We start from the raw sequence: 25,336 nt of genomic DNA on the forward strand, positions 1-25,336 counted from the left end.
TCACGCCTCCAGATCCGCTACGACGGGTAGCACTCCAGCCGCGGCGGCGATCGCCGCCGGTGTGGTGTCGAGGTGGTCGAGCAGCCCATCGACGTACGAGACGTCGACTCGGACCTTCTGCACCCGCCCGTCAACGTCGCGCATGACGAACTCGCGGTAGCCGAGGCGGGCGGCCGAGGTGCTGTCGGCGGCGGAGAGGGAGGCGAGGGTGGCCTCATATCCGTCGTTGACCGGGACCCGCAGCAGGCGCAGCGCCTCGGAGGCGATCTCCTCGTCCTCGGCGATCCGCCCGACGAAGACCGTGGAGACCAGGTTCTGCACGTCGAGGCCGAGAATGTCCTTCGGGTTCTGCGAGGCGACCAGCGCGGCCAGGTTCCACTTGCGGGAGTCCCGGGCCAGCCGGACCAGGAACGACCGCCCGGAACGCCACCCCTCCATGAAGTGCGCCTCATCCAGCCCGACCAGCTTGCGCGACGACATCGAGCCGCCGTAGCAGCGGCGGACGGCGAGCCGGTGCGCGGTGTGCAGCATGGGCAGGGCGAGCGCCTCCTCCGCCGACCAGTACTCTCGCTCGATCTTGAGGTCGGGGAGGCGGAGGCCGGCCATCGTGATCACGGTGAGGGTGGCGTCCGGCCCGAGCAGCCCCTCCGGGGGACGACCGAAGAAGAGCATGGCCAGCGGCATCTCGGCGGTGTCCAGCAGGAGGTTGGCCAGCTCCCGGCCGGCGTCGTCGTCGAGCTTGCCCAGGGTGGCGACCACATCGTCGAGAGTGGCCGTCTCCTCCGCCGGCACCTGGCGTACGGCGTGCCGGAAGAGCGTGGCGGTGGAGGCCTCCCGCGCGACCTGTGGCGGCACCAGCATCATGCAGATGTCCTGGACCAGCATCCGGCGCTCGGCCCGGGCGTTGGAGACGGCGATCTCGAACTCCCGCTCGCCCGCGTCACCGGCGCTGAACTCACTGCGCAGCGGCGTGGGGATCAGCGAGTACGGGGCGAGGGTGCCGGGCTCGGAGCCGGTCAGGTTCAGCACCCGCGCGTACGGGGCCAGCTCCGGCATGGCGCAGAGTCGGGCGAGCGGGCCGGAGGGGTCGAGCAGCGTTACCTGCACGCCGCGGCGGGCGGCGAGGTAGCCGAGGGCGCCGAGCAGGGTGGACTTTCCGCCGCCGGGTTCGGCTACGAAGACCCCGAGACCGGAGCGTTCCCGGACCTCCATCGGGAAGTGCAGGTCGAGGAAGACCGGCCGGCGGCAGGTGCCGGCGGTACGCCCGATCAGGTCGCCCCGGCGGTCGCCGACGGTCGAGGCGGCCTGGGGGAGCGCGGCGGCGAAGAGGTTGACCGGCATCCGGCGGACGTAGCCGGTGTTGGCGATCGGCTCCCCGGGGATGAACTCGCGGGCCAGCCAGTCCTGGTTCTTCGGGTGCTGGAGCGAGACCCGTAGCTCTCGGGAGTAGAGCTGGATCAGCCGCCGGGCGCGTTCCAGGCACTCCTCTCGGGTCCGGCCGCCGACGGCGAGTCGGTGCCAGCCGTGCGCGCGGGCGGACTCGACCGGCAGCCCGGTGGTCATCTCGTCGCCGATGACCAGGGCCCGCTCCGCGAGGCGCTCCAGCTCGGGCGGGGCGTCGATGCCGTGCTCGGCGTAGTCGAGCTGCTGGGAGCGGATCATCCGTAGCCGGTGCTCCAGGTTACGGAAGGAGTCGCCGGAGCCGAGGATGTCGACCCGGCTGGACAGCTCCATCGGCCAGGGCAGCCGCTCGTGGAAGTGCAGCCAGGGCTCGTGTCGTTCGGGGATCTCCAGCGGCTCCATCCGGCCCACGGCGAGGACGGCGACGTGCCCCTCCTCCCCGGTCATCCGGTTGACCAGCTTGACCGTGGACCCGTACGGGGTGCGGTAGCGCTCCACCTGTTCGGTCAGGGCGAGCAGGTCGCCGCGTTCCCAGTGCCCGTCGGTGACCGGGGAGAGTCGCCCGGGCGGGGCCATGCAGAGCGCCACCGAGCGGTAGAGGAGCCACTCCAGCTCCGGTGTGGTGACCCGGCGTCCGCGCATCCCGAAGGCGCCCAGCACCTCGTCGAACTGTTCGACGGTGCGGCCGAGCTTGCGTCGTTCGCCCTCCGCGACGCCGCGACCGAAGCTGCGTCGCACCCGCTCCACCAGCGAGTCGCCCAGTGAGCGCCGGGCGAAGGTCACCCCCAGGTACGTCTGTCCCTCGGCGTGGTTGACCGAGAGCAGGTGCCGTTGTGCGGCGACCAGATGATCTGCCCAGCTCGGTGTCCCCGGGACGTCGGGGAGCGGTGCCCGGGTGTTGGTGTCGATGGTGCGGGCCCACTCGTCGGCGGGGAAGGGGCGGGTGGTGCGCCGCAGGTGCAGGCGGAATCCGGCCAACCCGGCGTACTGCTCCGAGATCGCCGCGAGTAGCGCCTCCCGTTCGGCGTCGGGGCGGAAGGCCCAGCGCACCTCGGGTAGCCAGTACCAGGCGGTGACCGTGTTGGGGGTGAAGGTCAGGTGGCCGGCGATCTCGGTGATGGCCAGCTCCACCGACGGGTCCCGGTCCCTGAACTTGATCTTCGGTGGCCGGACTCGTGCCGGTTTGGTGGTGCGGTCCCGACGGCTGGTGGAGCGCCGGTCGGACGGGGGCGCGTCTCGGGTGTCCGGCTCCGACCGTTCGTCGAGGTGCCGCGGCGCGGTGTCGGCTGGCGGCGGGGCCGGCGCGCCGGTCTCTGGCCGCGCGAGCCGCTCGCCAGCCTGGTGCGGTACCCGGGTGGAGCGCCGGGCCGGCCCGGCTGGCGGCCGCTCCACCTCGGTCGGTGCGGCGGGGGCGGTCAGTGTGGCGGGCGGATTCTCGGCGACGAGTGGATCCCCGGCGACGAGCTGCTGGGGGATGGTCGGCTGCTGTTCGCGCGCCGCTGCCCGGCCCGATGTGGGCCGCGCCGGGCGGGTCGCGCCGAACAGGTCGAGGAAGGGGGAGTCGATATCGGTGCCGGCGGTCGGCGTCGACTCCGTGGGCGTCCGCTGCTGCAGTGGGCGGGGTGCCTGGAAGACGCCGACCCCGCCGTGGCCCGGGGAGGTGGCCCGGGCCGGGTCGTGGTGGGCCTCCTCGAGCTCCGGGGCGTAGCCAACAGACTGCGCTGTGTCACCTTGGGTCGCGGCCGGCTGCCCAGCCGGGGGTCCCGGCGCGTAGTGGGAACTCATGCGATCGCCTCACCCGCGTCGTTGCACTGCCCGGTCATGCCAGTTCCTCTCGGATCCTGATCCGGCTGCCGACCAGGCGGGGGTCGCGTTGCTCGGCGGCCGGCTCCCGGGTGCGTCGCCAGTCGGTCAGCGCGGTGTGGATCACCATCCGCGCGGGCCGGTCCGGGTCGACGTACCGGAAGACGAACGAGGTGGTCACGATCGCGAGGGCGATCTCCCACGCCGGGAAGAGCTCGACCTGCAGCGTGAACAACCAGTGGATGAACATGTAGAGGGGAACAAGCAGGATGAAGAGCCCGTACTGGGCGTACGGGAGGTGGACCGGGAGGGTGTAGCCGGGCGGCCCGAGGTAGACCAGGCGAGCCCGGTAGATGTCGTCGTCGGTGCGCAGCCGCATGCTCGTGCCCGCGCCTATTCGAAGATCAGGTCGATCAGGTAGTCACCGACGAAGAAGAGGGTGGCGGCGCCGGCGATGAAGGCCAGGCCGACGATCGCGATAGCCGAGCTCGTCAGCACCTTGGAGATCTCGCCCCGGCTCGCCCGCCCGATGAAGATGACGCCCAGCACGGCCAGCAGGATCGGGGCAATCTTGCTGGCGAAGAAGGCGACGACGCCTTCGGTGTCGATGCCGGTGGGCGCGGGCTCGGCGAGCGGTGTCGCGCTCAGCGCGGTGAGAGCGTGGGCGGCGGACGATGCCGCCTCCGTCAGCTCGATGGCGATCACTGGAAAACCTCCCCATTTCGCGGCCGGCGGCGCCGCGGCGGTGCAGTAGGCATGCCTGGCGGGAACAGTGCTCACGTTGCGGCTAGGCTGCCGCGGTCGTCACCCACCACGAGACGGTGGGTCCTGGGCGGATTTTCCCGCTTCGGCCCTCCCTCCAGGCTTCGCCATCTCGATGCTCGGCAATTCCAAAGCGTACGGCCACCCACTGTCTGCGACAAGCCGCGAAGAATGACCCCGATCCGACTCTGTCGTCCGCCCCCACACCTGCGCCGACGCGCATGTCAGCGCCCCCGGGCCGGGTGGCGCGGGAGCGCCAACGAGGACCGGTACGGTCTCCTTGTGACCGATCTGGTGCAGGCCGCGTCCCCGGTGGTGATGGGCATCCTGAACGTCACGCCGGACTCCTTCTCCGACGGCGGACGCTACGCCGATCTCGATGCCGCCATCGCACACGGCGTGCGGCTGCGCGGCGACGGTGCCCACCTGGTGGACGTCGGTGGCGAGTCCACCCGGCCGGGGGCGGACCGGGTGGCCGCCGACACCGAGGCGGCCCGGGTGCGACCGGTGATCCGCGAGCTGGCCGCCGCCGGCGTGCCGGTCAGCATCGACACCACCCGGGCCCGGGTGGCCGAGCTGGCGCTCGCCGCTGGGGCACAGGTGGTCAACGATGTCTCTGGTGGGCTCGCCGACCCGGACATGGCCCGGGTGGTCCGGGACGCCGGCTGCCCCTGGGTGCTCATGCACTGGCGCGGGCACTCCCGCGAGATGCGGGAGTTGGCCCGCTACGGCGACGTCGTCGCCGACGTCAAGGCCGAGCTGGCGCAGCGGGTCGAGGCGGCCCTCGCCGCCGGGGTGGCGGCCGACCGCATCGTCATCGACCCGGGGCTCGGCTTCGCGAAGACCGCCGCCCACAACTGGGAGCTGAGCACCCGGCTGCCGGAGCTGCTGGCGCTCGGCTACCCGCTGCTCTTCGCCGCCAGCCGCAAGTCCCACCTGGGCGCGCTGCTCGCCGTCGACGGCCAGCCGCGGCCGACCGAGGGCCGGGAGGTCGCCACCGTCGCCACCAGCGTGCTCGCGGTCGCGGCCGGCGCCTGGGGAGTACGAGTGCACGACGTCCGGGCCACCGCGGACGCGCTGGCCGTCTGGCGGGCCACCGGATCGCCCCGGCTGGCCGGCACCGGATCATCCGGCCCGGCCGCCACCGGCGGCGCCCGGGCCAGGGGAGAGCAGTGATGACCGACCGAATCGAGCTGACCGGCCTGCGGGCGCACGGCCGGCACGGGGTGTACGACTTCGAGCGGGCGCACGGGCAGGACTTCGTCGTGGACGCGCTGCTGGAGCTGGACCTCGCCCCCGCCGCCCGTTCGGACGAGGTGACCGACACCGTCCACTACGGCGAGCTGGCCGAGCAGCTGGTGGCGGTGGTGACCGGGGAACCGGTCAACCTGATTGAGACCCTCGCCGACCGGCTCCTCACGGTCTGTCTGGCCGACGCCCGGGTCCGTCGCGCCACGGTGACGGTGCACAAGCCGCAGGCCCCGATCTCGGGTAGCTTCACCGACGTGGCCGTCACCATGACCAGGTCCGCCTCGTGACCCGCGCCCTGCTCTCGCTCGGCAGCAACCTCGGCGATCGGGCCGACCACCTGCGGTCGGCGGTCACCGCGCTGGGTGAGTCCGTGCTTTTGGTCTCCGGCGTCTACGAGACTCCGCCCTGGGGCGACCGGGACCAGCCCGCGTACCTGAATGCCGCGGTGCTGGTCGAGGATCCCGAAGCGGCGCCGGAGGACTGGCTGGTGCGGGCCCAGGCGGCCGAGCGCGCGGCCGGCCGGGAGCGCGACCCGGCCCGGCGCTTCGGGCCCCGCACCCTCGACGTCGACATCATCGCGGTCTGGACCCAGGACGGCACGCCGGTGCTCCGGGACGATCCCGAGCTGACGCTGCCGCATCCCCGCGCCCACCTGCGCGCCTTCGTCCTGCGGCCCTGGCTCGACCTGCAACCGTACGGACGGCTGCCGGGCCACGGCTGGGTCACCGACCTGCTGAACTCGGAGCCGGTCGGTGCGCACGCGTTGGAGCTGCGTCCCTGCCCCGAAGTGGGGTTAGAGTCAACGGCATGAGGCAGCGGAGCCGGCGGGCATGACGCGGGCGAAGTCATCACCCCCGGACGGCGCGGGCCCCGGCCGGATGGGCCCCACCCGGGCCTCCACCCTGGTGGTCGCCGGTCTCGCCGCCGCCGCGGTGGCGTGGCTGCTGATCAGCTTCTTCTACTACGACTACCTCCCCGGCGGCCTGCCCTGGCTGCCGGTGGTCACCCTGGCCGGGCTCGCCGTGCTGGAGGCGTACGCCGCGGTGAACACCCGGGCCCGGATCGAGCGCCGGCCGGGGAAGGAGCCGGTGAACCCGCTCCTGGTTGCCCGCTTCGTGGTGCTGGCCAAGGCGTCCGCGCTGGCGGGCGCGATCTTTGCCGGCTTCTACGGGGGCCTGACCGGGTGGCTGTTCTTGGAGCCCACCCAGGTCGCGGCGAGCGACCGGAACGTGGCTGGGAGCAGCCTGCTCGCCGCCCTGGCGCTGGTGGCCGCCGCGCTCTGGTTGGAGCGCTCCTGCCGGGTCCCCGAGCAGGAGGATGACGAGGACCGCGAGCCCGGCGACCGGGAAGGCCGCCCCGGCCAGCGCTGAGATGGGCTTCCGCCGCGCTTCCCGCGCGGGTACGGTGCCTGCCACCAGAGAGTGACGGCTGCCCCGAGCCGCTTCGCGCGTCGGGAAGCGGGACGGACGGCCAGGTGGAGGGCGCTGCATGGGGTACGACGAATCGGTGCGAGGCAATTCGGAGCCCTCCCCCGGTACCCACACCGTCGTCCCCGCCCCGGATCCGGCCCCGGTCGAGTCCGGTGGGGACCGGCTCGGCGTGCACGTCGTCTGGGAGCTCCTACTCCTGGTGGCCGCGGCCGGGGTCGCCTACCTGCTCTGGCGGGAAAACCCGGACACGCTGCGGGGCGACGACCTGCGGTCGTTGCTCGTTGACGGGGCCGTCCTCGGGTTGCTGGCCCTCGCCGCCGGGCTGAGCCTGCGTACCGCGGCGGTGAATCTGGCGATCGGGCCGGCGGCCGTCGCCGCGGCGCTGCACATGGCGGAGCAGGGAGACCGGGGCGCGGTGGCCGCCCTCGGCCCGGCGATCGCCGCCGGGGTGCTCGGTGGGCTGCTCCTGGCGTTCGTGGTGACGGTGCTGCACGTCCCCGCCTGGGCGGCCAGCCTCGCCGCCGGCGCGGCGCTGGTCGCGTACATCGAGCGGCGCGGTGACCCGGTTCTGCCGCAGGGTAGCTACGACCCGACGAGCGACGCGCTCTACCTGTTCGCCGGGTTCGCAGCGCTCGCCGTGCTCGGTGGGCTGTTCGGCGCGTTACGGCCGATCCGTCGACTGGCCGGCCGGTTCCGGCCGGTTAGCGATCCGGCCCGCCGGCCGGGCGTGCTGGCCCCGGTGGTGGCCGGCGGGGCGCTGGTCGCCTCCAGCGTCCTGGCTGTGCTGGCCGGCTCCCTACTAGGGACTCCCGCCGCCGGCCCGGTCGCTGTCGGGTCGGGGCTGGACTGGACCGTCCTGGCGGTGGGAACGGCGCTGCTTGCCGGCACCAGTGCCTTCGGCCGCCGGGGTGGCATCCTCGGTACCCTGCTGGCCGTCTCGTTGGTCACGCTCGTCCTCACGGACCTGCGGGCGAGCGGCCTCTCGGCGAGTCGCTGGGCGGTCGGGGCGGTGGTGCTCGGGGTGGGGCTGGTGGTCACCCGGCTGGTTGAGGCGTATGGGGGGGCGCGGGACGACCGGGAGGCGGTGGCCGACGGCCCCGATCTCGACGAGCAGCTGCCCGCCGATTGGAATGTGCGGCGGCCCGAGCCGCTCACGGACTGGACCGCGACCCTGCCGCCCCAGCCCGCCGAGAGCCCAACGGACCAGTGGGAGCTCCCGGACTGGGGAAGCGGACGGCACTGGGACCCCAGCCGCCGCTGACCCGCGTCCAGCAGGTCGGTGGGGAGCCGGACGGTTAGGCTCGGCCGCATGACCGACACACCTTCGACCTTCCCCGCCGGCCGGTCGTTCGAGGAGTTGGACGCACTCCCCACCGAGGAGCTACGTAAGCAGGCGTTCGCGATGGCGCGGGAGCGCCGTGACGTGCGTTTCTTCTGGTCGGTTCTGCGGCACCTGCCGAACGCCGACGAGGCCGCCGCCCTGGATGGCGCGCCGAACTCGGTCGGGCCGACGATCGACGAGGCGGTGGCGCTGTGGCGGGAGCTGACCGGCCACGGCTACGAGGAGTCGGCGCCGCTGTTGCGGGCGGCCTTCATCGACTATCTGCGGGGGTGACTGCCCCGTTGGGAGCGGGCAGCCGGCGCTGGTTGTCGGGGTGGCCCAGGTCGAGCAGACGGGATCGGGTGAGGACACCCACGGGCTGCTCCTGGTCGGTCACCACCACCTGGTCCGCCGTAGAGGTCAACAGAACCCCCAGCGCGTCGTACGCCGATGCCCCGAGCGGCACCGTGGGGAGCCCGGCGGAGATCGGGGTGGCGGAGACCGGCTCGACCGTCTCTCGGGTGACCGGGGTGACGGCCAGACGTCGGATGCCCCGGTCGGCACCGACGAATTCCCGGACGAACGGGGTGGCCGGCGCGCCAAGCACGGCGGCCGGGGTGTCGAACTGCTCCAGGCGGCCGCCCTCGGAGAGCACCGCGATCCGGTCGCCCAGCCGAACCGCCTCGTCGAGGTCGTGCGTCACCAGCACGATGGTCTTGCAGACCTCGGCCTGCAACCGCAGGAACTCCTCCTGGAGCCGGGTTCGGACGATCGGGTCGACCGCGGAGAAGGGCTCGTCCATCAGCAGGACCACCGGGTCCGCGGCGAGTGCCCGGGCCACCCCCACCCGCTGCCGCTGACCGCCGGAGAGTTCGTGCGGGTAGCGGGGGCCGAATTGGGCCGGGTCCAGACCGACCAGCTCCAACAGCTCGTTGACTCGCTGCCGGCGGCGGTCTCGGGGCCAGCCGAGCAGCTGCGGCACGGTGGCGACGTTCGCGCTGATGGTCTGGTGCGGGAAGAGGCCGACGTTCTGGATCACGTAGCCGATGCGGCGGCGCAGCCGTACCGGGTCAACCCGCGTGACGTCTGCCCCATCGAGCAGGATTCGGCCGCCGGTCGGCTCGATGAGGCGGTTCACCATCCGGAGCACGGTCGACTTGCCGCAGCCGGAGGGGCCGATCAGCACCACCAGCTCGCCGGCGGCGACCTCCAGGGTCAGTTCGTGGACCGCCTCGGTGCCATCCGGGTAGCGCTTGCCGATCTTGTCAAGGGAGATCGAGGCCGCACGCGCCTCGTCGGCGGCGGATCCCCGCGGGGTAACGTCCACACATGTCCTTCCGCTTGAGCTACCGGGCCGACCCGGGTAACCCGTGGTTTTCCTGGCAGTACGTGCGGGACAACTCTGACACGATCCTCACCGCGCTGCGCGAGCACACCTCGCTTACCGTGCGGGCGGTGCTGATCGCGGTGCTGATCGCGGTGCCGCTGGCCGTGGCCGCGTACTGGTTCCGCGCTCTGGCCGGGCCCATCCTGGCGGTCACCGGTGTGCTGTACACCATCCCGTCGCTGGCGTTGTTCGCCTTCCTCGCGCCGTACCTGGGGATCGGGGCGGTGACCGTGCTCACCGTGGTGGTGCTCTACGCGCTGTTGGTGATCGTCCGCAACGCGCTCGCCGGGCTCACCCAGGTGCCGCCCGAGGTGCGGGAAGCAGCGGAGGGCATGGGGTACGGCCGCTGGGGGCGGTTGTTCCGGATCGATTTGCCGTTGGCCCTACCGGGCATCCTCACCGGGCTGCGCCTGGCGACGGTCTCAACGGTGGCGCTGGTCACCGTGGGGGTGGTCGTGGGGCGGGGCGGGCTCGGCCAGTTGATCTTCGCCGGCTTCCAGAACAACTTCTACAAGGCGCAGATCATGACCGGTACGCTGCTCTGCGTCCTGCTCGCCCTGGTGTTCGACCTCGCCCTGGCCGGTGCCGGGCGGCTGCTCACCCCGTGGCTGCGTCGCCGGAGCGCGGCATGACCGCGGCGGCGGGGCCGATCGAGGCGGCGGTGGTCTGGCTCAACGACCCGCTGAACTGGACCAATCCCGGCGGCATCCTGGACCGGGTCGGCGAACATCTCGCCATCTCCGCGGCGGCGGTGCTCCTGGGCTGCCTGGTCGCGTGGCCGATCGGGCTCTGGCTCGGGCACAGCGGGCGCGGTGGCGGGCTGGTCGTGCTGGTGGCCAACCTGACGCTGGCCGTGCCGACGTTGGCCCTGCTGACCATCCTGCCGTTGACCTTCCTCGGGTTCGGTCGCCCCGCGGTGGTGGTGGCGCTGGCGGTCTTCGCGATCCCGCCGCTGCTGGCCAACGCGTACACCGGGGTGCGTGAGGTGGATCCGGAGGCCCGGGACGCGGCCCGGGGGATGGGCTTCTCCGGCTGGCAGCTGCTGCGCCGGGTCGAGCTGCCGCTCGCCGTGCCGTACCTGGCGGCGGGGTTTCGCACCGCGGCGGTGCAGGTCGTGGCCACCGCCGCGCTGGCCTCCTTCGTCAACGGGGGCGGCCTGGGGCAGATCATCCGGGCCGGGTTCGGCCTGGACATCGCCGCCGGGGGCGGGCAGATCCTCGCCGGTGGGCTACTGGTGGCGGGGCTCGCCATGCTGGTGGAGCTGGTGTTGGCGCTGGTCGAGCGGCTGGTGACCCCGCGACCGCTGCGCAACCGGGGCCGGCGGGCGGGACGTCGTGCGGCCGACGCGGTCAGCGGCGCCTGACCGGGTTCGCGGGGGCGTATCGGCTGGCCCGGGCAGTCGCGCCGGTGCTGGGTGACGATCCGGTGACGAAGTCCGACCGGAATTTGTCGTACCCGGCGTGAGGATGTTGGGTGGGAGCGCGGGCGGCACCGATCGCCCGTCGGACACGCGGCCGGCTCAGGAGCCGTGCCGGGACACGGAAGGCGGGCAGACATGCACGCACGCACACGTTTGGCGATCGGCGCTGTCGGCGTCCTGACCACGGCCGGGCTCTTGACCGGCTGCGGCGAGGCTGGTTCGTCGGGCACGGACGCGCCCGAGACGGCGGCCACGGGGGAGGGATGCGTCCCCGTAGCCGGCGACGAGCTGGTCGTGCTGACCGACGACAAGGCGTTGCAGAACAGCGACAACATCATCCCCGCGGTCAACGCCGACGTCGCGACCCCGCCGCTCATCGCCGCCCTGGACCAGGTCTCCGCGGCGCTGGACACGCCGAAGCTGGTCCAGCTCAACAAGGCCGTTGACGATGACCGCAAGACGCCCGCGGTCGCGGCGGCCGAGTTCGCCACCGCCCACGACCTCACCGCCGGCCTCGCGAAGGGGCCCGGCGGCACGATCAAGATTGGCGCCGCCAACTTCAGCGAGAGCCAGACCCTCGCCGAGCTGTACAAGATCGTGCTGGCCGCCGCCGGCTACCAGGCCGAGGTGCAGCAGGTCGGCAGCCGCGAACTCTACGAGCCCGCCCTGGAGAAGGGCGAGATCCAGGTCTTCCCCGAGTACGCGGCCACCCTGGCGGAGTTCCTCAACACCAAGGCGAACGGCGAGGACGCCCAGCCGGTCTCCTCGCCGAACCTGGACGAGACGGTCACCGCGCTGAAGGCGCTCGGCGCGGAGGTCAACCTGGCCCTCGGCGCGCCGGCCGCGGCCCAGAACCAGAACGCCTTCGCCGTCACGAGTGCCTTCGCCGACCAGCACGGCGTGCGGACGCTCTCCGAGCTGGCCGAGAAGTGCTCTGGTCAGGAGACCGTCCTGGCCGGTCCGCCGGAGTGCCCGCAGCGGCCGAAGTGCCAGGCCGGGCTGGTCGAGGTCTATGACTTCCGGGCCGGGTCGTTCAGCTCGCTCGACGCCGGCGGTCCGCAGACGAAGAACGCGCTGCGGACCGGTGAGGTCAGCGTGGGTCTGGTGTTCTCCTCCGACGGAGCCCTCACCGCCGGCTGAACCCGCCGTATCAGGGCGAGCTGCGTTGGCGTTCCCACGCGGCGCAACTCTCGGTAGGCTGCACAGCCATGTCCGTCCCGGTCGTGACCGATGACACGCGTAAACCTCGGTTGTCCACGGCACTGTTCCGGGTCGGCGTGGCGTGCGCCCCGGTGGCGGCCCTGGTCTTGCTCATCGCCGACAGCAACGGGCTGTTACGGGTCGCCGCCGTACTGGCCATCCTGGCGGTCGTGCTGATCGGCCTGTCGATCGCGCTGCGCCCCGATGGCGGCGCCCGAGTCGGGGAGCTGCAGGGCGAGATCGAACGGCTTCGCCATGAGCTGCACGGGGAGATTGTGGCTGCGGCCCAACGGGGCAATCAGGCGCTCGACCAGACGCAGCGCACCCAGGAGGCGGTTGTTGCGCTCGGCCGCCGCCTTGACGCCGGTCCTGCCGCACCGGCCGAGACCGGAGGTGCGCCGCGGGCGCGGGTCCCGGTTGACGCGCCGGCCGGGCGGGCGGCCGTTCCGGATGCCGACCACCGGGGTGACCACGAGGGCGACCGGAGCCGCGCGAGTGACCCCCCGCCCCGGGCGCACTCCGCTAGCGGCCACTCTGCCGCCGGGGCCGCCGGGACGGCCGGGGTGGCTGGGGCGTACGCCGCGTTCCGCCCCTCGGCCGGAGAGCATGCGGCCGGCGACCGCTTCGCCGGTCAGCCTGGCACCGAGCGGGCCGCTGGTTCCCATGGCGGCGCTGACGGCACCTATGGCGCCACCGCCGGCACCTATGGCGGCGCTGACGGTGGTGCCTGGTCGCCGGAGCCGGACGGTCGGCACGCCGCCCCCCTGCGCGGCGTGGTGCGGCATACCGAGACGGTGCACGTCACCCGGCACACCGTGGTCGATGGCGGCCGGAGCCGCTCCGGCGATCCCGCCGGCGACTACGACCGACGGTGGCCGTCCGGCCCGGACGCACCCTCGTGGGCCGAGGACGGGGAGCGCCGCTCTTGGCCCGGGGCCGAGGCCGGGACCCGGGACCGGGAGCGCCGCTCCTGGCCGGGTGCCGACGACTCCGTTGACCAGTCGTGGTCGGAGCGGGGCGGGTGGGCGCGTGAGGATCATGGGTTGGGCGAGCCGCCGGAGGTACCCCGGGCTGGAGCACAGTGGGATGACCAGGGCTGGGCCAACCATCCCGACGGCCGGGGCTGGGGCGGTGAGTGGTCTGATCGCGGCGGCGTCAACCAGCATGGCGGGGAGCTTGCGGCGGGCGGCGACGTGGAGGGCGACTACTGGTCGCAGCTGCGGGCCGGAAACCGCTGGGCCACTGTCCACGAGGACGAGCGGGGGCACGAGCTGCGGCTGGGCGAGCAGCGGGCGCAGGTGCGCACGGATCGGGACGGTGCCGAATACCGGGTGGACCAGCGGTGGGCCGCGGTCCGTCGGGATGAGCCCGGACGCGGCCACGCCGACGCTGGCGGGGGCGGGTGGTCGTCCGAACCGGCGGAACGACCCGCGCTGCCCCCGGCGTCCGCCGAGTGGGGGCCGCCCCGGCAACGTCAGCCCGAGCCCCGTTGGCAATCCGAGCCGCAGCGTCAGCCGGAGCCTCGGTGGCAGTCCGAGCCGCAGCGTCAGCCGGAGCCTCGGTGGCAGTCCGAGCCCCAGCGTCAGCCGGAGCCGGGCCGGTATGGCCGCGGCGACAACCGGTGGCGTTGACGGCTACGCCGAACGGGCGCGGCTGGCCCGCTCATTTGTCGATGTCGCCGACCACGAAGAACATCGAGCCGAGGATGGCGACCAGGTCCGGCACCAGGCAGCCGGGCAGGAGGGTGGCCAGCGCCTGCACGTTGGCGTACGACGCGGTGCGGAGCTTGAGCCGCCACGGCGTCTTCTCACCCCGGGAAACCAGGTAGTACCCGTTGATGCCGAGCGGGTTCTCGGTCCAGGCGTAGGTGTGCCCCTCGGGCGCCTTGAGCACCTTCGGTAGCCGAGTGTTGATTGGGCCGGTGAGCCGGTCCACCCGGTCCAGGCACTGCTCGGCGAGGTCGAGCGAGACGTACACCTGGTCGAGCAGCACCTCGAAGCGGGAGTGGCAGTCACCGGCGGTGCGGGTCACCACCGGAACGTCGAGCTGGTCGTACGCCAGGTACGGCTCGTCCCGGCGTAGGTCGAGGTCGAGGCCGGAGGCGCGGGCGACCGGTCCGGAGGCGCCGAACGCGGCGGCCTGGGCCGCCGAGAGCACCCCCACACCGACGGTACGGGCCAGGAAGATCTCGTTGCGCCGGATCAGGTTGTCCAGGTCGGGCAGGCTCCGCCAGACCTCGCCGATCGCCGCCCGGGCCCGCCCGGTCCAGCCGGCCGGCACCTCCTCCTTGAGCCCACCGACCCGGTTGAACATGTAGTGGATCCGCCCGCCGGAGACCTCCTCGAGCACCGCCTGGAGCGTCTCCCGTTCCCGGAAGGCGTAGAACATCGGGGTGATCGCCCCGATCTCCAGCGGGTACGAGCCGAGGAACATCAGGTGGTTGAGGACCCGGTTCAGCTCGGCGAGCGCCATCCGGAGCCAGGTGGCCCGCTCCGGAACCTCCATCCCCAGCAACCGCTCCACGGCGAGCACCACGCCGAGTTCGTTGGCGAACGCCGAGAGCCAGTCGTGCCGGTTCGCCAGCACGATGATCTGCCGGTAGTCGCGGACCTCGAAGAGCTTCTCCGCGCCCCGGTGCATGTAGCCGACGACCGGTTCGGCGCTCACCACCCGTTCGCCGTCGAGCACCAGCCGCAGCCGGAGTACGCCGTGCGTCGAGGGGTGCTGCGGACCGATGTTGAGCACCATGTCCGTGCCGAGTTGTTCCCCACCGGCGCCGGTGCCGACGGTCAGTTCGCGGAGATCGGCGTCCGTGGTCATGCCTGTCATGGTGCCACGAGTGGGTCGAGGGTGACGCCGGCCGGCTGGAGGAGCCACCAGTGCCCGCCGAGGCCCGCCGGGTCGATCAGCTCGGCCACCGCCGACGCCGCGGAGAGGGCCCGGAGGTATCCCGCGGGGTCGGTGCTGGCTCGCTCCAGCGGTGGGCGGCGGCCGTCGGCGCCGAGTGCCCGCAGCGCCGTCCGCTGTGCCACCAGGGTGTACGGGACCTGCGCGACCTGTGCACCGGCGGCGGCGACCGAATCCACGGCGAGGTGCGCGGTGACATCGCACGACCCGTCGGGTACCGGCGGGACCTGTCGCCCGTTCCGGTAGCCGGTCAGGGTTCCGGCGGGCGGTCGGGTTTCCCGGAGGTGCCCGTAGTCCACGGTGACCGCCAGCCCCCGGTCGAGTCGCCCGAGGGCATTCCCCCAGGCGTCGTCGCGGGTCTGACCGATCTCGGCGCGGGTGCCCGGGTCGTCGTCGGCCGGCGGCGACCACCACCGGGCCAACCAGTCGGCGTCCTCCGGGCTGACCGGGCTGCCGACGGTCTCCTCGCCCGTGGCGGGGTCCACCAGGAGGTACCGCCAGCCCGCCGGGGTGGCCACGGCCAGGTCCAGCGGGACGTTGTCGAGCCACTCGGTGGCCAGCAGGAGGCCGGTGACGCCCGCGGGGATCTCGTGCGTCCAGGTGATCTCCGCGGGCAGGTCCGCGGGGCGCGGCGCGCGTTCGACGGCGGTGAGGCGTAGCCGGTGCGCGAGGGACGTGTCGGTGGCCCCGGCGATGCTGGCGTGGAGGGTGCGCAGTAGCTCGCCCCGCCCCGCTCCGACATCGACAACTGTGAGTGGAGTTGGGTGCTCCAGGGCGGCGTCAACGGTGGCGATCAGCCGGTGCAGGGCCGCCGCGAACGCCGGGGAGGCGTGCACGCTGGTCCGGAAGTGGTCGGCCGGTCCGGCACCGGAGACGAAGAAGCCGTCCGGCCCGTACAGCGCCTGTTCCATCGCGTCCCGCCAGCGGATCGACATCAGCTCCTCCTTCGGTGGGCCGCCCGGTCGCGGAGCGGCCCCGCTCGTTCGCCTTCGGTGGCGAACGGGTGTTCCCTGACCCCGGTGGTGAACGTTTTCACACCTCCCTGTCCCGGTTCCGGCGCCGCGGCGCATACTTGCCAACGACCGGTACCCCTCCGAGGACTGGATCATCGCTATGAGCGCTTCGCTGTCTCCGCGTCCCGCCGATCCGGTGGTTGACGCTCCCGCCTCCCGTTCCCTGACCGTCGGCGTGGTCGGCGTTGGTCGGGTCGGTGCCGTCCTGGCCGCCGCTCTCGCCGCCGCCGGGCACCGGGTCGTCGCCGCGGCCGGGGGCTCTTCCGCCTCACAGGCCCGGATGGCGCTGCTCCTGACCGACGTGCCGCGGCGGCCGGCCGCCGCGGTAGCTCGCGCCGCCGCCGACCTCCTGCTGGTGGCGGTGCCGGATGACGCGCTCGCGGGGGTCGTCGCCGGCCTCGCCGAAGCCGGGGCGCTGCGTCCGGGGCAGGTGGTCGCGCACACCTCCGGCGCGCACGGCCTGGCGGTGCTGGCGCCGGTCGTCGGGGCCGGTGCCACCCCGCTGGCCCTGCACCCCGCGATGACCTTCACCGGTACGCCGGACGATCTCACCCGGCTGCCCGGTATCTCGTACGGGTTGACCGCCCCGGCGCAGCTGCGCCCGTTCGCCACCCGGCTGGTCGCCGACCTCAACGGCGTACCGGAGTGGGTCGCCGAGGCGGACCGACCGCTCTACCACGCGGCCCTCGTGCACGGTGCAAACCACCTGGTCACGCTCGTCAACGAGGCGGCTGACCGGCTGCGGGACGCCGGGGTGACCCAGCCGCAGCGGGTGCTCACTCCGCTGCTGCGGGCCGCCCTGGACAACGCGCTGGCGCTCGGGGACGACGCGCTGACCGGACCGATTGCCCGAGGTGACGCCGGCACGGTCGAGCGGCACCTGACTCAGCTCGCGGCGACCGCGCCGGAATCGGTGGGCCCCTACCTGGCGTTGGCCCGACGGACGGTGGATCGAGTGGTCGCGGCCGGCCGGCTGCGGCCCACGGATGCGCAGCCGCTGCTGGGCGTGTTGCGTGGGCGGGATCGGGAGGTGGCTGCGTGACCGAGCTGGTGCACACCCGCGTCGAGCTCGCAGCGGCGCGGGGCGGGTTGACCGGCACCGTGGGCGTCGTGATGACCATGGGCGCCCTGCACTCCGGGCACGAGACCCTGCTGCGGGCGGCCCGGGAGCAGGCCGACAACGTCGTGGTCACGATCTTCGTGAACCCGCTCCAGTTCGGGCCGGACGAGGACTTCAACCGCTACCCGCGCACCCTCGACGAAGACCTGGAGATCTGCCGCCGGGCCGGCGCGGCGGTGGTCTTCGCGCCAGCCGCACCGGAGCTCTATCCGCAGGGACAGCCTCGGATCTGGGTCAACCCGGGCCAGCTCGGCGAGGAGCTGGAGGGGCAGAGCCGCCCGGGCTTCTTCCACGGGGTGTTGACCGTGGTGCTGAAGCTGCTTCAGCTCACCCGGCCGGACCAGGCGTTCTTCGGCGAGAAGGACTACCAACAGCTGACCTTGGTCCGCCGGATGGTGCGCGACCTGGAGGTGCCGGTGGAGATCGTCGGCGTGCCGACGGTCCGGGAGTCGGACGGGCTGGCCCTGTCCAGCCGTAACCGCTACCTGTCGCCCGACGGACGGGCGGCTGCGCTGAGCCTGCCGGGGGCGTTGCAGGCGGGGGTAGCCGCTGCCGCCGGGGGCGCGGACGCGGGCGCGGTGCTGGCCGCCGCGCACGCCGCTTTCGGCGCCGGCCCGCCCGGCGTCGAACTGGACTACCTGGTGCTCACCGATCCGGAACTGGAGCCGGGGCCGGTTACCGGCCCGGCGCGGCTGCTCGCCGCCGCCTGGGTCGGTACCACCCGTCTGATCGACAACGTGTCGGTCCAGCTCGCCCCACGAATCTGACCCACCCTCACGAAAGGCGCCCGATGCTGCGCACCATGCTCAAGTCGAAGATTCACCGGGCCACGGTCACCCAGGCCGACCTGCACTACGTCGGCTCGGTCACGGTGGACCAGGATCTGCTGGACGCCGCCGACCTGCTCCCGGGCGAGCAGGTGGCGATTGTGGACGTCACCAACGGCGCCCGGTTGGAGACCTATGTGATCCCGGGGCAGCGAGGCAGCGGCGTGATCGGCATCAACGGCGCCGCCGCCCACCTGGTCCACCCGGGTGATCTGGTCATCCTCATCGCCTACGGACAGTTGGAGGACGCGCAGGCGCGTACCTACCAGCCGCGGATCGTGCACGTCGATTCGGGCAACCGGATCGTCGACCTGACCGCGGACGCGGCCACGGCGGCGCCCGGGACGGCGGGGGCGCCGGTCCCCAACCCGTTGGCGGACTCGCCGGCCTGACCGGGCCGCGCCCGCCTGTCTCCCCCGGTGGACGGCACCGGCCTCCTGCCCAGCCGCACTGCGCCCGCCCACCGGAACCACGCCAAAAGGAGCTGTTATCAGCCGGGCATTGTTGGCTACCCTGGGTGGACTCGTCGGCAGGCGGGGCGTCGACTCCGGGAGGCGCCGTGGGATATCGGGTCGGGATGGGCGCGAGCGCGGTCGCTGTGGCGGCGCTGCTGGCCGGTTGTGCCGGGCCGACCGACGGTGACCTGACCGACGACTGGGGGGCGCTGCCCGCCGCCGGTCCGTTCACCCCCGAGGCGGGGGTCTGCCAGGTGGCCGACCCCACCGCCCAGGTGACCCTGGCGGCATACCAGCCGGTGGAGTGCACAGCCCCGCACCGGGTCGAGACCGTGCACGTGGGCACCTTCGCGGCGGGGCAGTCGGGCCCACCGGCCGCCGGCTCGGCCGACCTGCGGGGCGCGTTCGCCGACTGTGACACCCGCACCAGCACGTACGTGGGGGCCGACTGGCGGACCGGGCGGCTGCGGCCCTGGGTGGCGGTCCCGTCCCCTTCGGGCTGGGCCGCTGGTTCCCGTTGGTACCGCTGCGACCTCACCGAGGTCACCACCGCTGAGGCGGGTGCCGAGGTGGTCCTGCGCACCGGCAGCCTGCGTGGCGTGCTCGCCGGTGGGTCACCGTTGCGGCTCGGTTGCCAGCAGAGTGGCCCGGATCGGGGCGGCGGGGTGGGTACCCTGCGCCCCGTGGACTGCCGCAGCCGGCACGATGCGGAGTTCGTCGGCGTGTGGCGGGCGCCGGACCGCCCGTACCCCACCGCGGACGCGGACTGGGCGCCGCTCTACGCCGGTTGCCGCAGCGAGATCGCGCGCTTCGTGGAAGTGCCCGACGACCCGGCGCTTCGGCTGCGGGTCGATGTGGTGGTCCGTCCACCCAGCGCCGACCGGTGGGGGGTCGGCGATCGGGGGGTCCGCTGCTACCTGTGGCTCAGCGACCGCCAGGTGACCGGGTCGCTGCAGGGGGCCGGCCCGGCCCGGTTGCCGGTCCGGAACCGGTGACGAGGAGCTCGCGGCGCTCTCCTTCGGCGTGGTCGGAGGGCGGAGCGGCCCGGTCGGGTGCGGCGTTGCCCAAACCACTCGTCTCGCCCCCGCCGCCTCCGACGTGCGTTGTTCGGGTTGACTGTGGGGATGGACCTACCGACCGGTGACTGGCCGGCTCTGCCCCGTCTGCTGGCGGCGCCCGCGCCCGGGTGGGTGGAGACGACCGACGTGATCGTCGTCGGCTCCGGTGTCGCCGGGCTGACCGCCGCGCTCCATCTGCGGGAGGTGGGCCTGCACGTCACGGTGGTCTCCAAGGTCGACATTGAGGAGGGCTCGACGCGCTGGGCGCAGGGCGGCATCGCCGCGGTGCTCGATCCGCACGACACCCCCGCGGCCCACGCCTCGGACACCGAGATCGCCGGGGTCGGCCTCAGCGATCCGGCGGCCGTCCGGGTCCTCGTCGAGGAGGGGCCCACCCGGCTGCGGGAGTTGATGCGGATCGGCGCGGAGTTCGATCGCAACCCGGATGGCTCGCTCATGCTCACCCGGGAGGGCGGGCACCGAGCGGACCGGATCGTGCATGCGGGTGGCGACGCCACCGGTGCGGAGGTGCAGCGGGCACTACACGCCGCCGTTCGCCGGGATCCATGGATCCGGCTCGTCGAGCACGCCCTGGTGCTGGACCTGCTCCGGGCCCCCGGTAATGGTCCGGACGGGCTCGGCCCCGCCTGTGGGGTAACCCTGCACGTGCTCGGTGAGGGCAGCGAGGACGGCGTCGGGGCGATCCTGGGGCGCGCGGTGGTGCTCGCGACCGGGGGAATGGGTCAGGTCTTCGGGGCCACGACCAATCCCGCGGTCTCCACCGGCGACGGGGTGGCCCTCGCCCTGCGGGCCGGTGCCGCCGTCACCGACGTGGAGTTCGTCCAGTTCCATCCGACCGCGCTGATCGTCCCGCCGTCCGCCCGGGGTTCCGGGACCCAGCACGCCCAGCAGCCGCTGGTCTCCGAGGCGCTGCGGGGCGAGGGCGCCCAGCTGGTGGACGCTGAGGGCAAGCGGTTCATGGTCGGGCAGCACGAGCTGGCGGAGCTGGCCCCCCGGGACGTGGTCGCGAAGGGCATCCACCGGGTGCTGCTGGCCACCGGCTCGGACCATGTCTTTCTCGACGCCCGGCACCTCGGCGGTGCGTTCCTTGCCCGTCGCTTTCCCACCATTGTGGCGTCCTGCCTCACCATCGGCGTCGACCCGGCGACCGACCTGATTCCGGTGGCCCCGGCGGCGCACTACGCCTCCGGCGGCGTCCGTACCGACCTGCACGGCCGTACCTCCATCCCCGGCCTGTACGCCTGCGGTGAGGTCGCCTGCACCGGTGTGCACGGCGCGAACCGGCTGGCCAGCAACTCGTTGCTGGAGGGGCTGGTCTTCTCTCGCCGGATCGCGGTCGATCTGGCGACCGGTCTGCCGGAGCAGTTGCGCCCGGCGTCGACCGGTGCCTGGGTGGGGGGTGCGGGTCGGGTGCTCCCCGTCGCCGGGGTTCCCGCCCTGCAACGGGCGATGACGCGGGGCGCGGGCGTGCTCCGGTCGGCGGCGACCCTGGCCGACACGGCGGCTGCCCTGGTCGAGCTCGGTGCCGCCGAGGGGGTTCCCCGCACCGCGGACTGGGAGGCGACGAACCTGCTGACGGTGGCTACAGTGCTGGTGGCTGCCGCCACCGCGCGGCAGGAGACCCGGGGTTGCCACTGGCGGGAGGACTTTCCGGTGGCCGACGAGCGGTGGCGTGGTCACCTGGTCGGCGCCCTTGACCCACAGGGCCGGCTGACACCTTGGTGGCAGGGGCTCGGGGGTACTGAGCGTGGGGAGGAAACGTGACTGGAGAGACCGAGGGCTTGTTGCGGGCGGCGGGGCTGGACCCGGAGCACGTACGACGGGTGGTCACCGACGCGCTCCGGGAGGACCTGGGGCCGGAGTTCCTCGACGTGACCAGTGTCGCCACGATCCCCGACAGCCAGGTTGACACGGCGGACGTGGTCGCGCGCGCCGACGGGGTGGTCGCCGGGTTGCCGGTGGCCGCGGCGGTGTTCGAGCTGGTGGGCGAGGTGACCGGAGCTGGCCGTGCGCTGGCGGTGTCGCTCGTCGCCCACGACGGGCAGCGGGTGGCCCGCGGCGACGTGCTGGCCACGGTGAACGGCCCGACCCGGCTGCTGCTCACCGCCGAGCGCACCGCGCTGAACCTGATTTCCCGAATGTCCGGCGTCGCCACCCACACCCGGGCCTGGGCCGACGCGTTGGCCGGCACGAAGGCGATGGTGCTGGACACCCGGAAGACCACCCCGGGCCTGCGGGCGCTGGAGAAGTACGCGGTCCGCGCCGGAGGCGGCACCAACAAGCGGATGGGCCTGTACGACGCGGCGATGGTCAAGGACAACCACAAGCTGGCGGCGGGTGGGGTGGCCGCGGCCTTCCGGCGGGTCCGGGCGGCGTTCCCAAGCGTGGCTGTGCAGGTGGAGGTGGACACCCTCGCCGAGGCGGTGGAGGCGGTGGAGGCGGGCGCCGACTTCCTGCTGGTCGACAACATGGGGGTGGAGTCGCTGCGGGAGGTGGTGAGCGCGGTCGGGGAACGGGCCGAGTTGGAGGCGACCGGGGGGCTGACGCTGGCCGTGGCGGCCGAGGTGGCGGCTACCGGGGTGGACTTCCTGTCGGTTGGCGCGCTCACCCACTCGTCGTCGATTCTGGACATCGCGCTGGACCTGCGGGCGGAGTGAGGGCGCCGGTCGCTGGTCGGGGTGGCCCTCGGGGTGGGAGGCGACGGCCGCCCGGCGGGTGGGCCGGGCCCGCTGCGGCGCGGCGTTCGGCCCGCGTTGGCTGTTGTCTAGGCTGTCGGTGTGCTGCTCTGCATCGACATCGGAAACACCAACACCGTGCTGGCGACCTTCGATGGCGACAAACTGGTGCACTCGTGGCGGATCAACACCGATCCGCGGTCGACCGCGGACGAGTTGGGGTTGATGTTCCGGGGTCTGCTCTCCGGTGCCGACGTGGAGATCAGCGGAGTGGCGGCCTGCTCGACGGTGCCCGCCGCGCTCCGGTCGGTGCGCACGATGCTGGGCCGCTACTACGCCCACGTGCCGCACATGATCGTCGAGCCCGGGGTGCGGACCGGGGTGCAGCTCGCCATCGACAACCCCAAGGAGGTCGGTGCCGACCGGGTGGTCAACACGCTCGCGACGTACAACCTCTACGGCGGTCCGTCGATCGTCGTCGACTTCGGCACCACCACCAACTTCGACGTGATCAGTGGGCGGGGTGAGTTCCTCGGCGGGGCGTTCGCCCCCGGCATCGAGATATCCTTCGATGCGCTCGCGGCCCGCGCCGCCCAGCTGCGTAAGGTCGAGGCCGCCCGGCCGCGTTCGGTGATCGGTAAGAACACGGTCGAATGTCTGCAGGCCGGCCTCTACTTCGGCTTCGCCGGGCAGGTGGATCGGATCGTTGAGCGGATGGTGGAGGAGTTGGGTGAGGTCAAGGCGGTGATCGCCACCGGGGGGCTGGCCCCGTTGGTGATGCGGGAGTGCCGGACGATCACCCACCACGAGCCGATGATCACCCTGATTGGGCTCCGGATGGTCTACGACCGCAACGTGTGAGCCCGGACCTCCCGAGTACGGTACGGCCGGTGGTCAGCGCTGAGTGACTCCGGCTACCGCGGTCGTTATCGGTCGTCTTCGCCCCCGGACGATGCTGTGGGCGTGGGTTCGGTCATGGCGGCCGGCTATCCGATGTCCCCCGCGAGAGCCCTTGAGTACGCTCGGGGGCTGACCCCGCCCGAATTCTCTGCCTGAGGAAGCACGCCGTGATCGAGCAGAACGCCGTACCAGTTGACCCCGCCGACGACCTTCCGGAGCAGATGAAGGTCCGCCGGGAGAAGCGGGATCGGATGCTCGCTGAGGGGGTCGAGCCGTATCCGCTTGGCTATCCGCGGACCAGCACCCTCGCCGAGATCCGCCAGGGTTACGCCGATCTGCCGACGGACACGGCCACCGGTGACCAGGTGTCGGTCACCGGTCGGGTGATCTTTGTGCGGAACACCGGCAAGCTCTGCTTCGCCACGCTCCGGGACGGCGACGGGACGGAGCTGCAGGCAATGCTCTCCCTGGACCGGGTCGGCGCGCAGCGGCTTGAGGACTGGAAGCGCCTGGTGGACCTCGGTGACCTCGTCGGGGTGACCGGTGAGGTGATCACCAGCCGGCGCGGTGAGTTGTCGGTGCTGGCGCAGGGGTGGGCGGTTACCGCGAAGGCCCTTCGTCCGCTGCCGGTGGCGCACAAGCCGCTCAGTGAGGAGGCCCGGGTCCGGCAGCGCTACGTCGACCTCATCGTTCGTCCGCAGGCCCGGCAGATGGTTCGTACCCGGGCGACCGCGGTCCGTAGCCTGCGGGAGTCGCTGCACGAGCGGGGCTTCCTCGAGGTGGAAACCCCGATGCTCCAGCTACTACACGGCGGTGCAGCCGCCCGCCCATTCGTGACCCACAGCAATGCGCTCAGCACCGATCTGTATCTGCGAATCGCTCCGGAACTGTTTCTCAAGCGCGCGCTCGTCGGTGGCGTAGATCACGTCTTCGAGATCAACCGTAACTTCCGCAATGAGGGCGTCGACTCGTCGCACTCGCCGGAGTTCGCGATGCTCGAGGCTTACCAGGCGTATGGCGACTACGACACGATCGGTGAGTTGACTCGTCATCTCATCCAACGGGCGGCGCTCGCGGTCGGCGGCTCGACGGTGGTGACCCACGCGGACGGTCGTGAGTTTGACCTCGGCGGTGAGTGGCGTTCGGTGACGCTGTTCGGATCTCTTTCCGAAGCACTCGGAGAGGAGGTCACGGTACGCACGGAGCGGGCCCGTCTGGTCGAGTACGCGGACAAGGTGGACTTGGCGGTCGACCCGAAGTGGGGTTCGGGCAAGCTGGCCGAGGAACTATTCGAGGAGTTGGTCGTCCCGGGTCTGCTGGAGCCCACCTTCGTGCGGGACTATCCCGAGGAGACCAGCCCGTTGGTCCGGGCGCACCGTACCGAGCCGGGCCTGACCGAAAAGTGGGACCTCTACGTGCTCGGCTTCGAACTGGGTACGGGCTACTCCGAGTTGGTGGATCCGGTGGTTCAGCGGGAACGCCTGGTGGCCCAGGCGCGGCTCGCGGCGCGGGGCGACGATGAGGCGATGCAGCTTGACGAGGACTTTCTCCGGGCCCTGGAGTACGGAATGCCACCGTCTGGTGGTATGGGAATGGGAATCGACCGGCTCCTCATGGCGCTGACCGGCCTGGGAATTCGGGAAACCATCCTCTTCCCGCTGGTCCGACCGGAGTGACGGTCGGGCCACCCGACTCGTAACCGGATCCTATTGACGCGCGGAGCGTCACCCGGGTTATTGTGCTCTTGCGGGATTCGCAGAACCGCTGCACCCTGCTGGAAAGGAATGTGGGACGTGGCCAAGCAGATCATTCATAAGCTGGTCGATGACCTGGATGGCGGGGACGCTGACGAGACCGTCAAGTTCGCCCTCGACGGCGTTCAGTACGAGATCGACCTGTCGAGCGTCAACGCCGAGAAATTGCGGGAGGTATTCGCCGCGTACGTCGCCAACGGCACGAAGGTGGGCCGGGGTGGCGTGGTCGTGGGTGGCCGGGCTGCCCGGGGCCGGGGCGGTGCCACCGCCGACCGTGAGCAGAACAAGGCGATCCGGGCCTGGGCCAAGAAGGCCGGCAAGGAGATTTCCGACCGGGGTCGCATCCCGCAGGAGATCGTGGACGAGTACCACGCTCGCGCCGGCCACTGACCGGTATCTGGCGGACGCCGGCTCGGAGCACCGACTCCGGGCCGGCGTTGCGGTGTCTCGGCCCGATGGCGGCCGGGGCCTGGGTGGGCGCTCCGCCGGTGGGCCGGCGGTGTCGCCGTGGCGGGGGCGGAGTGGGCTGTTTCTGGGCCGGTGGTGCTTTCCGGGGGTGCCATGGGGTCGCTCGGGCGGCGGTCGAATTTCGCTCTGCGCGTAGCAGCGCTGCTACCGGAACACCTGCTGA

At 72.5% G+C, this 25,336-nt stretch carries 25 protein-coding genes; 19 read left to right on the forward strand and 6 right to left on the reverse strand.

Annotation, left to right across the window (positions count from 1 at the left end):
* The 3 genes from K228_RS0104995 to K228_RS0105005 are packed head-to-tail and all read right to left on the reverse strand — an operon-like array spanning nt 1 to nt 3,909.
* Nucleotides 1-3,186 carry an ATP-binding protein gene (locus tag K228_RS0104995; protein ID WP_025617423.1) on the reverse strand — a complete coding sequence of 1,062 codons (3,186 nt, stop codon included), beginning with the start codon at nt 3,184-3,186 and terminating at the stop codon, nt 1-3.
* A 34-nt stretch (nt 3,187-3,220) separates the two neighbouring features.
* A complete protein-coding gene (locus K228_RS0105000; protein WP_012015490.1) occupies nt 3,221-3,583 on the reverse strand; it encodes a hypothetical protein in 363 nt (120 codons plus the stop codon).
* 14 nt (nt 3,584-3,597) lie between these two features.
* Complete coding sequence (locus K228_RS0105005; RefSeq protein ID WP_025617424.1) at nt 3,598-3,909, reverse strand: hypothetical protein; 312 nt, start codon at nt 3,907-3,909, stop codon at nt 3,598-3,600.
* Between the two features lie 339 nt (nt 3,910-4,248).
* Between K228_RS0105005 and folP the strand changes: the two genes are divergently transcribed.
* The 6 genes from folP to K228_RS0105035 all read left to right on the forward strand — a co-directional run bounded on the left by folP (nt 4,249) and on the right by K228_RS0105035 (nt 8,262).
* Nucleotides 4,249-5,142 carry a dihydropteroate synthase gene (gene folP, locus K228_RS0105010; protein ID WP_025617425.1) on the forward strand — a complete coding sequence of 298 codons (894 nt, stop codon included), beginning with the start codon at nt 4,249-4,251 and terminating at the stop codon, nt 5,140-5,142.
* Nucleotides 5,142-5,504, forward strand: coding sequence for a dihydroneopterin aldolase (gene folB / locus K228_RS0105015; protein WP_025617426.1), 363 nt, complete (start codon nt 5,142-5,144; stop codon nt 5,502-5,504). The genes folP and folB overlap by 1 nt, the downstream gene beginning before the upstream one ends.
* Nucleotides 5,501-6,028, forward strand: coding sequence for a 2-amino-4-hydroxy-6-hydroxymethyldihydropteridine diphosphokinase (gene folK / locus K228_RS0105020; RefSeq protein WP_025617427.1), 528 nt, complete (start codon nt 5,501-5,503; stop codon nt 6,026-6,028). Before folB ends, folK begins: the two co-directional genes overlap by 4 nt.
* A 19-nt stretch (nt 6,029-6,047) precedes the next feature.
* A complete protein-coding gene (locus tag K228_RS0105025; RefSeq protein ID WP_033776526.1) occupies nt 6,048-6,587 on the forward strand; it encodes a DUF3180 domain-containing protein in 540 nt (179 codons plus the stop codon).
* A 118-nt stretch (nt 6,588-6,705) separates the two neighbouring features.
* Nucleotides 6,706-7,908 (forward strand): ABC transporter permease, encoded by a 1,203-nt coding sequence (locus K228_RS0105030; protein ID WP_025617429.1) that lies wholly within the window; start codon nt 6,706-6,708, stop codon nt 7,906-7,908.
* 48 nt (nt 7,909-7,956) lie between these two features.
* A complete protein-coding gene (locus K228_RS0105035; protein ID WP_025617430.1) occupies nt 7,957-8,262 on the forward strand; it encodes a hypothetical protein in 306 nt (101 codons plus the stop codon).
* Here the strand turns inward: K228_RS0105035 and K228_RS0105040 are convergent.
* Entirely contained in the window at nt 8,240-9,295 is a 1,056-nt protein-coding gene (locus tag K228_RS0105040; protein WP_025617431.1) for an ABC transporter ATP-binding protein, read from the reverse strand. The genes K228_RS0105035 and K228_RS0105040 overlap by 23 nt on opposite strands.
* 2 nt (nt 9,296-9,297) lie before the next feature.
* Here K228_RS0105040 and K228_RS0105045 point away from each other — a divergent pair, with 2 nt between their 5' ends.
* The 4 genes from K228_RS0105045 to K228_RS0105060 all read left to right on the forward strand — a co-directional run bounded on the left by K228_RS0105045 (nt 9,298) and on the right by K228_RS0105060 (nt 13,606).
* Nucleotides 9,298-9,987: an ABC transporter permease gene (locus K228_RS0105045; RefSeq protein ID WP_018745207.1), complete on the forward strand. Its 690-nt coding sequence runs from the start codon at nt 9,298-9,300 to the stop codon at nt 9,985-9,987.
* Complete coding sequence (locus K228_RS0105050) at nt 9,984-10,718, forward strand: ABC transporter permease (RefSeq protein ID WP_033776536.1); 735 nt, start codon at nt 9,984-9,986, stop codon at nt 10,716-10,718. Before K228_RS0105045 ends, K228_RS0105050 begins: the two co-directional genes overlap by 4 nt.
* 192 nt (nt 10,719-10,910) lie before the next feature.
* On the forward strand, nt 10,911-11,915 hold the full coding sequence (locus K228_RS0105055; RefSeq protein ID WP_025617433.1) for a glycine betaine ABC transporter substrate-binding protein: 1,005 nt from the start codon (nt 10,911-10,913) through the stop codon (nt 11,913-11,915).
* A 68-nt stretch (nt 11,916-11,983) separates the two neighbouring features.
* Nucleotides 11,984-13,606: a hypothetical protein gene (locus K228_RS0105060; RefSeq protein WP_025617434.1), complete on the forward strand. Its 1,623-nt coding sequence runs from the start codon at nt 11,984-11,986 to the stop codon at nt 13,604-13,606.
* A gap of 31 nt (nt 13,607-13,637) precedes the next feature.
* On the opposite strand, the gene K228_RS0105065 is transcribed toward K228_RS0105060, so the two are convergent.
* A complete protein-coding gene (locus K228_RS0105065; RefSeq protein ID WP_188116167.1) occupies nt 13,638-14,804 on the reverse strand; it encodes an NADH-quinone oxidoreductase subunit D in 1,167 nt (388 codons plus the stop codon).
* Nucleotides 14,801-15,817, reverse strand: a complete 1,017-nt coding sequence (locus tag K228_RS0105070) for an SAM-dependent methyltransferase (protein ID WP_025617436.1) — start codon at nt 15,815-15,817, stop codon at nt 14,801-14,803. The genes K228_RS0105065 and K228_RS0105070 overlap by 4 nt, the downstream gene beginning before the upstream one ends.
* A 178-nt stretch (nt 15,818-15,995) precedes the next feature.
* Here K228_RS0105070 and K228_RS0105075 point away from each other — a divergent pair, with 178 nt between their 5' ends.
* The 9 genes from K228_RS0105075 (at nt 15,996) to K228_RS0105120 (ending at nt 25,095) form a co-directional block, all read left to right on the forward strand.
* A complete protein-coding gene (locus K228_RS0105075) occupies nt 15,996-16,937 on the forward strand; it encodes a Rossmann-like and DUF2520 domain-containing protein (RefSeq protein WP_025617437.1) in 942 nt (313 codons plus the stop codon).
* Complete coding sequence (panC, locus tag K228_RS0105080; protein ID WP_025617438.1) at nt 16,934-17,782, forward strand: pantoate--beta-alanine ligase; 849 nt, start codon at nt 16,934-16,936, stop codon at nt 17,780-17,782. Before K228_RS0105075 ends, panC begins: the two co-directional genes overlap by 4 nt.
* Nucleotides 17,783-17,805: 23 nt before the next feature.
* On the forward strand, nt 17,806-18,234 hold the full coding sequence (gene panD, locus K228_RS0105085) for an aspartate 1-decarboxylase (protein WP_025617439.1): 429 nt from the start codon (nt 17,806-17,808) through the stop codon (nt 18,232-18,234).
* Between the two features lie 167 nt (nt 18,235-18,401).
* Nucleotides 18,402-19,292 (forward strand): septum formation family protein, encoded by an 891-nt coding sequence (locus K228_RS0105090; protein WP_025617440.1) that lies wholly within the window; start codon nt 18,402-18,404, stop codon nt 19,290-19,292.
* 129 nt (nt 19,293-19,421) lie between these two features.
* Nucleotides 19,422-21,140, forward strand: coding sequence for an L-aspartate oxidase (locus tag K228_RS0105095; protein WP_025617441.1), 1,719 nt, complete (start codon nt 19,422-19,424; stop codon nt 21,138-21,140).
* Entirely contained in the window at nt 21,137-22,033 is an 897-nt protein-coding gene (gene nadC, locus K228_RS0105100) for a carboxylating nicotinate-nucleotide diphosphorylase (protein ID WP_025617442.1), read from the forward strand. Before K228_RS0105095 ends, nadC begins: the two co-directional genes overlap by 4 nt.
* A 120-nt stretch (nt 22,034-22,153) precedes the next feature.
* Nucleotides 22,154-22,912, forward strand: coding sequence for a type III pantothenate kinase (locus tag K228_RS0105105; RefSeq protein WP_025617443.1), 759 nt, complete (start codon nt 22,154-22,156; stop codon nt 22,910-22,912).
* 206 nt (nt 22,913-23,118) lie between these two features.
* Nucleotides 23,119-24,627 carry a lysine--tRNA ligase gene (gene lysS, locus K228_RS0105115; protein ID WP_025617444.1) on the forward strand — a complete coding sequence of 503 codons (1,509 nt, stop codon included), beginning with the start codon at nt 23,119-23,121 and terminating at the stop codon, nt 24,625-24,627.
* A 117-nt stretch (nt 24,628-24,744) separates the two neighbouring features.
* Nucleotides 24,745-25,095, forward strand: a complete 351-nt coding sequence (locus tag K228_RS0105120; RefSeq protein WP_033660423.1) for a histone-like nucleoid-structuring protein Lsr2 — start codon at nt 24,745-24,747, stop codon at nt 25,093-25,095.
* Nucleotides 25,096-25,336: the final 241 nt, after the last annotated feature.

It is taken from the genome of Salinispora cortesiana (genome assembly GCF_000484695.1).
GTDB classification, from domain to species: domain Bacteria; phylum Actinomycetota; class Actinomycetes; order Mycobacteriales; family Micromonosporaceae; genus Micromonospora; species Micromonospora cortesiana.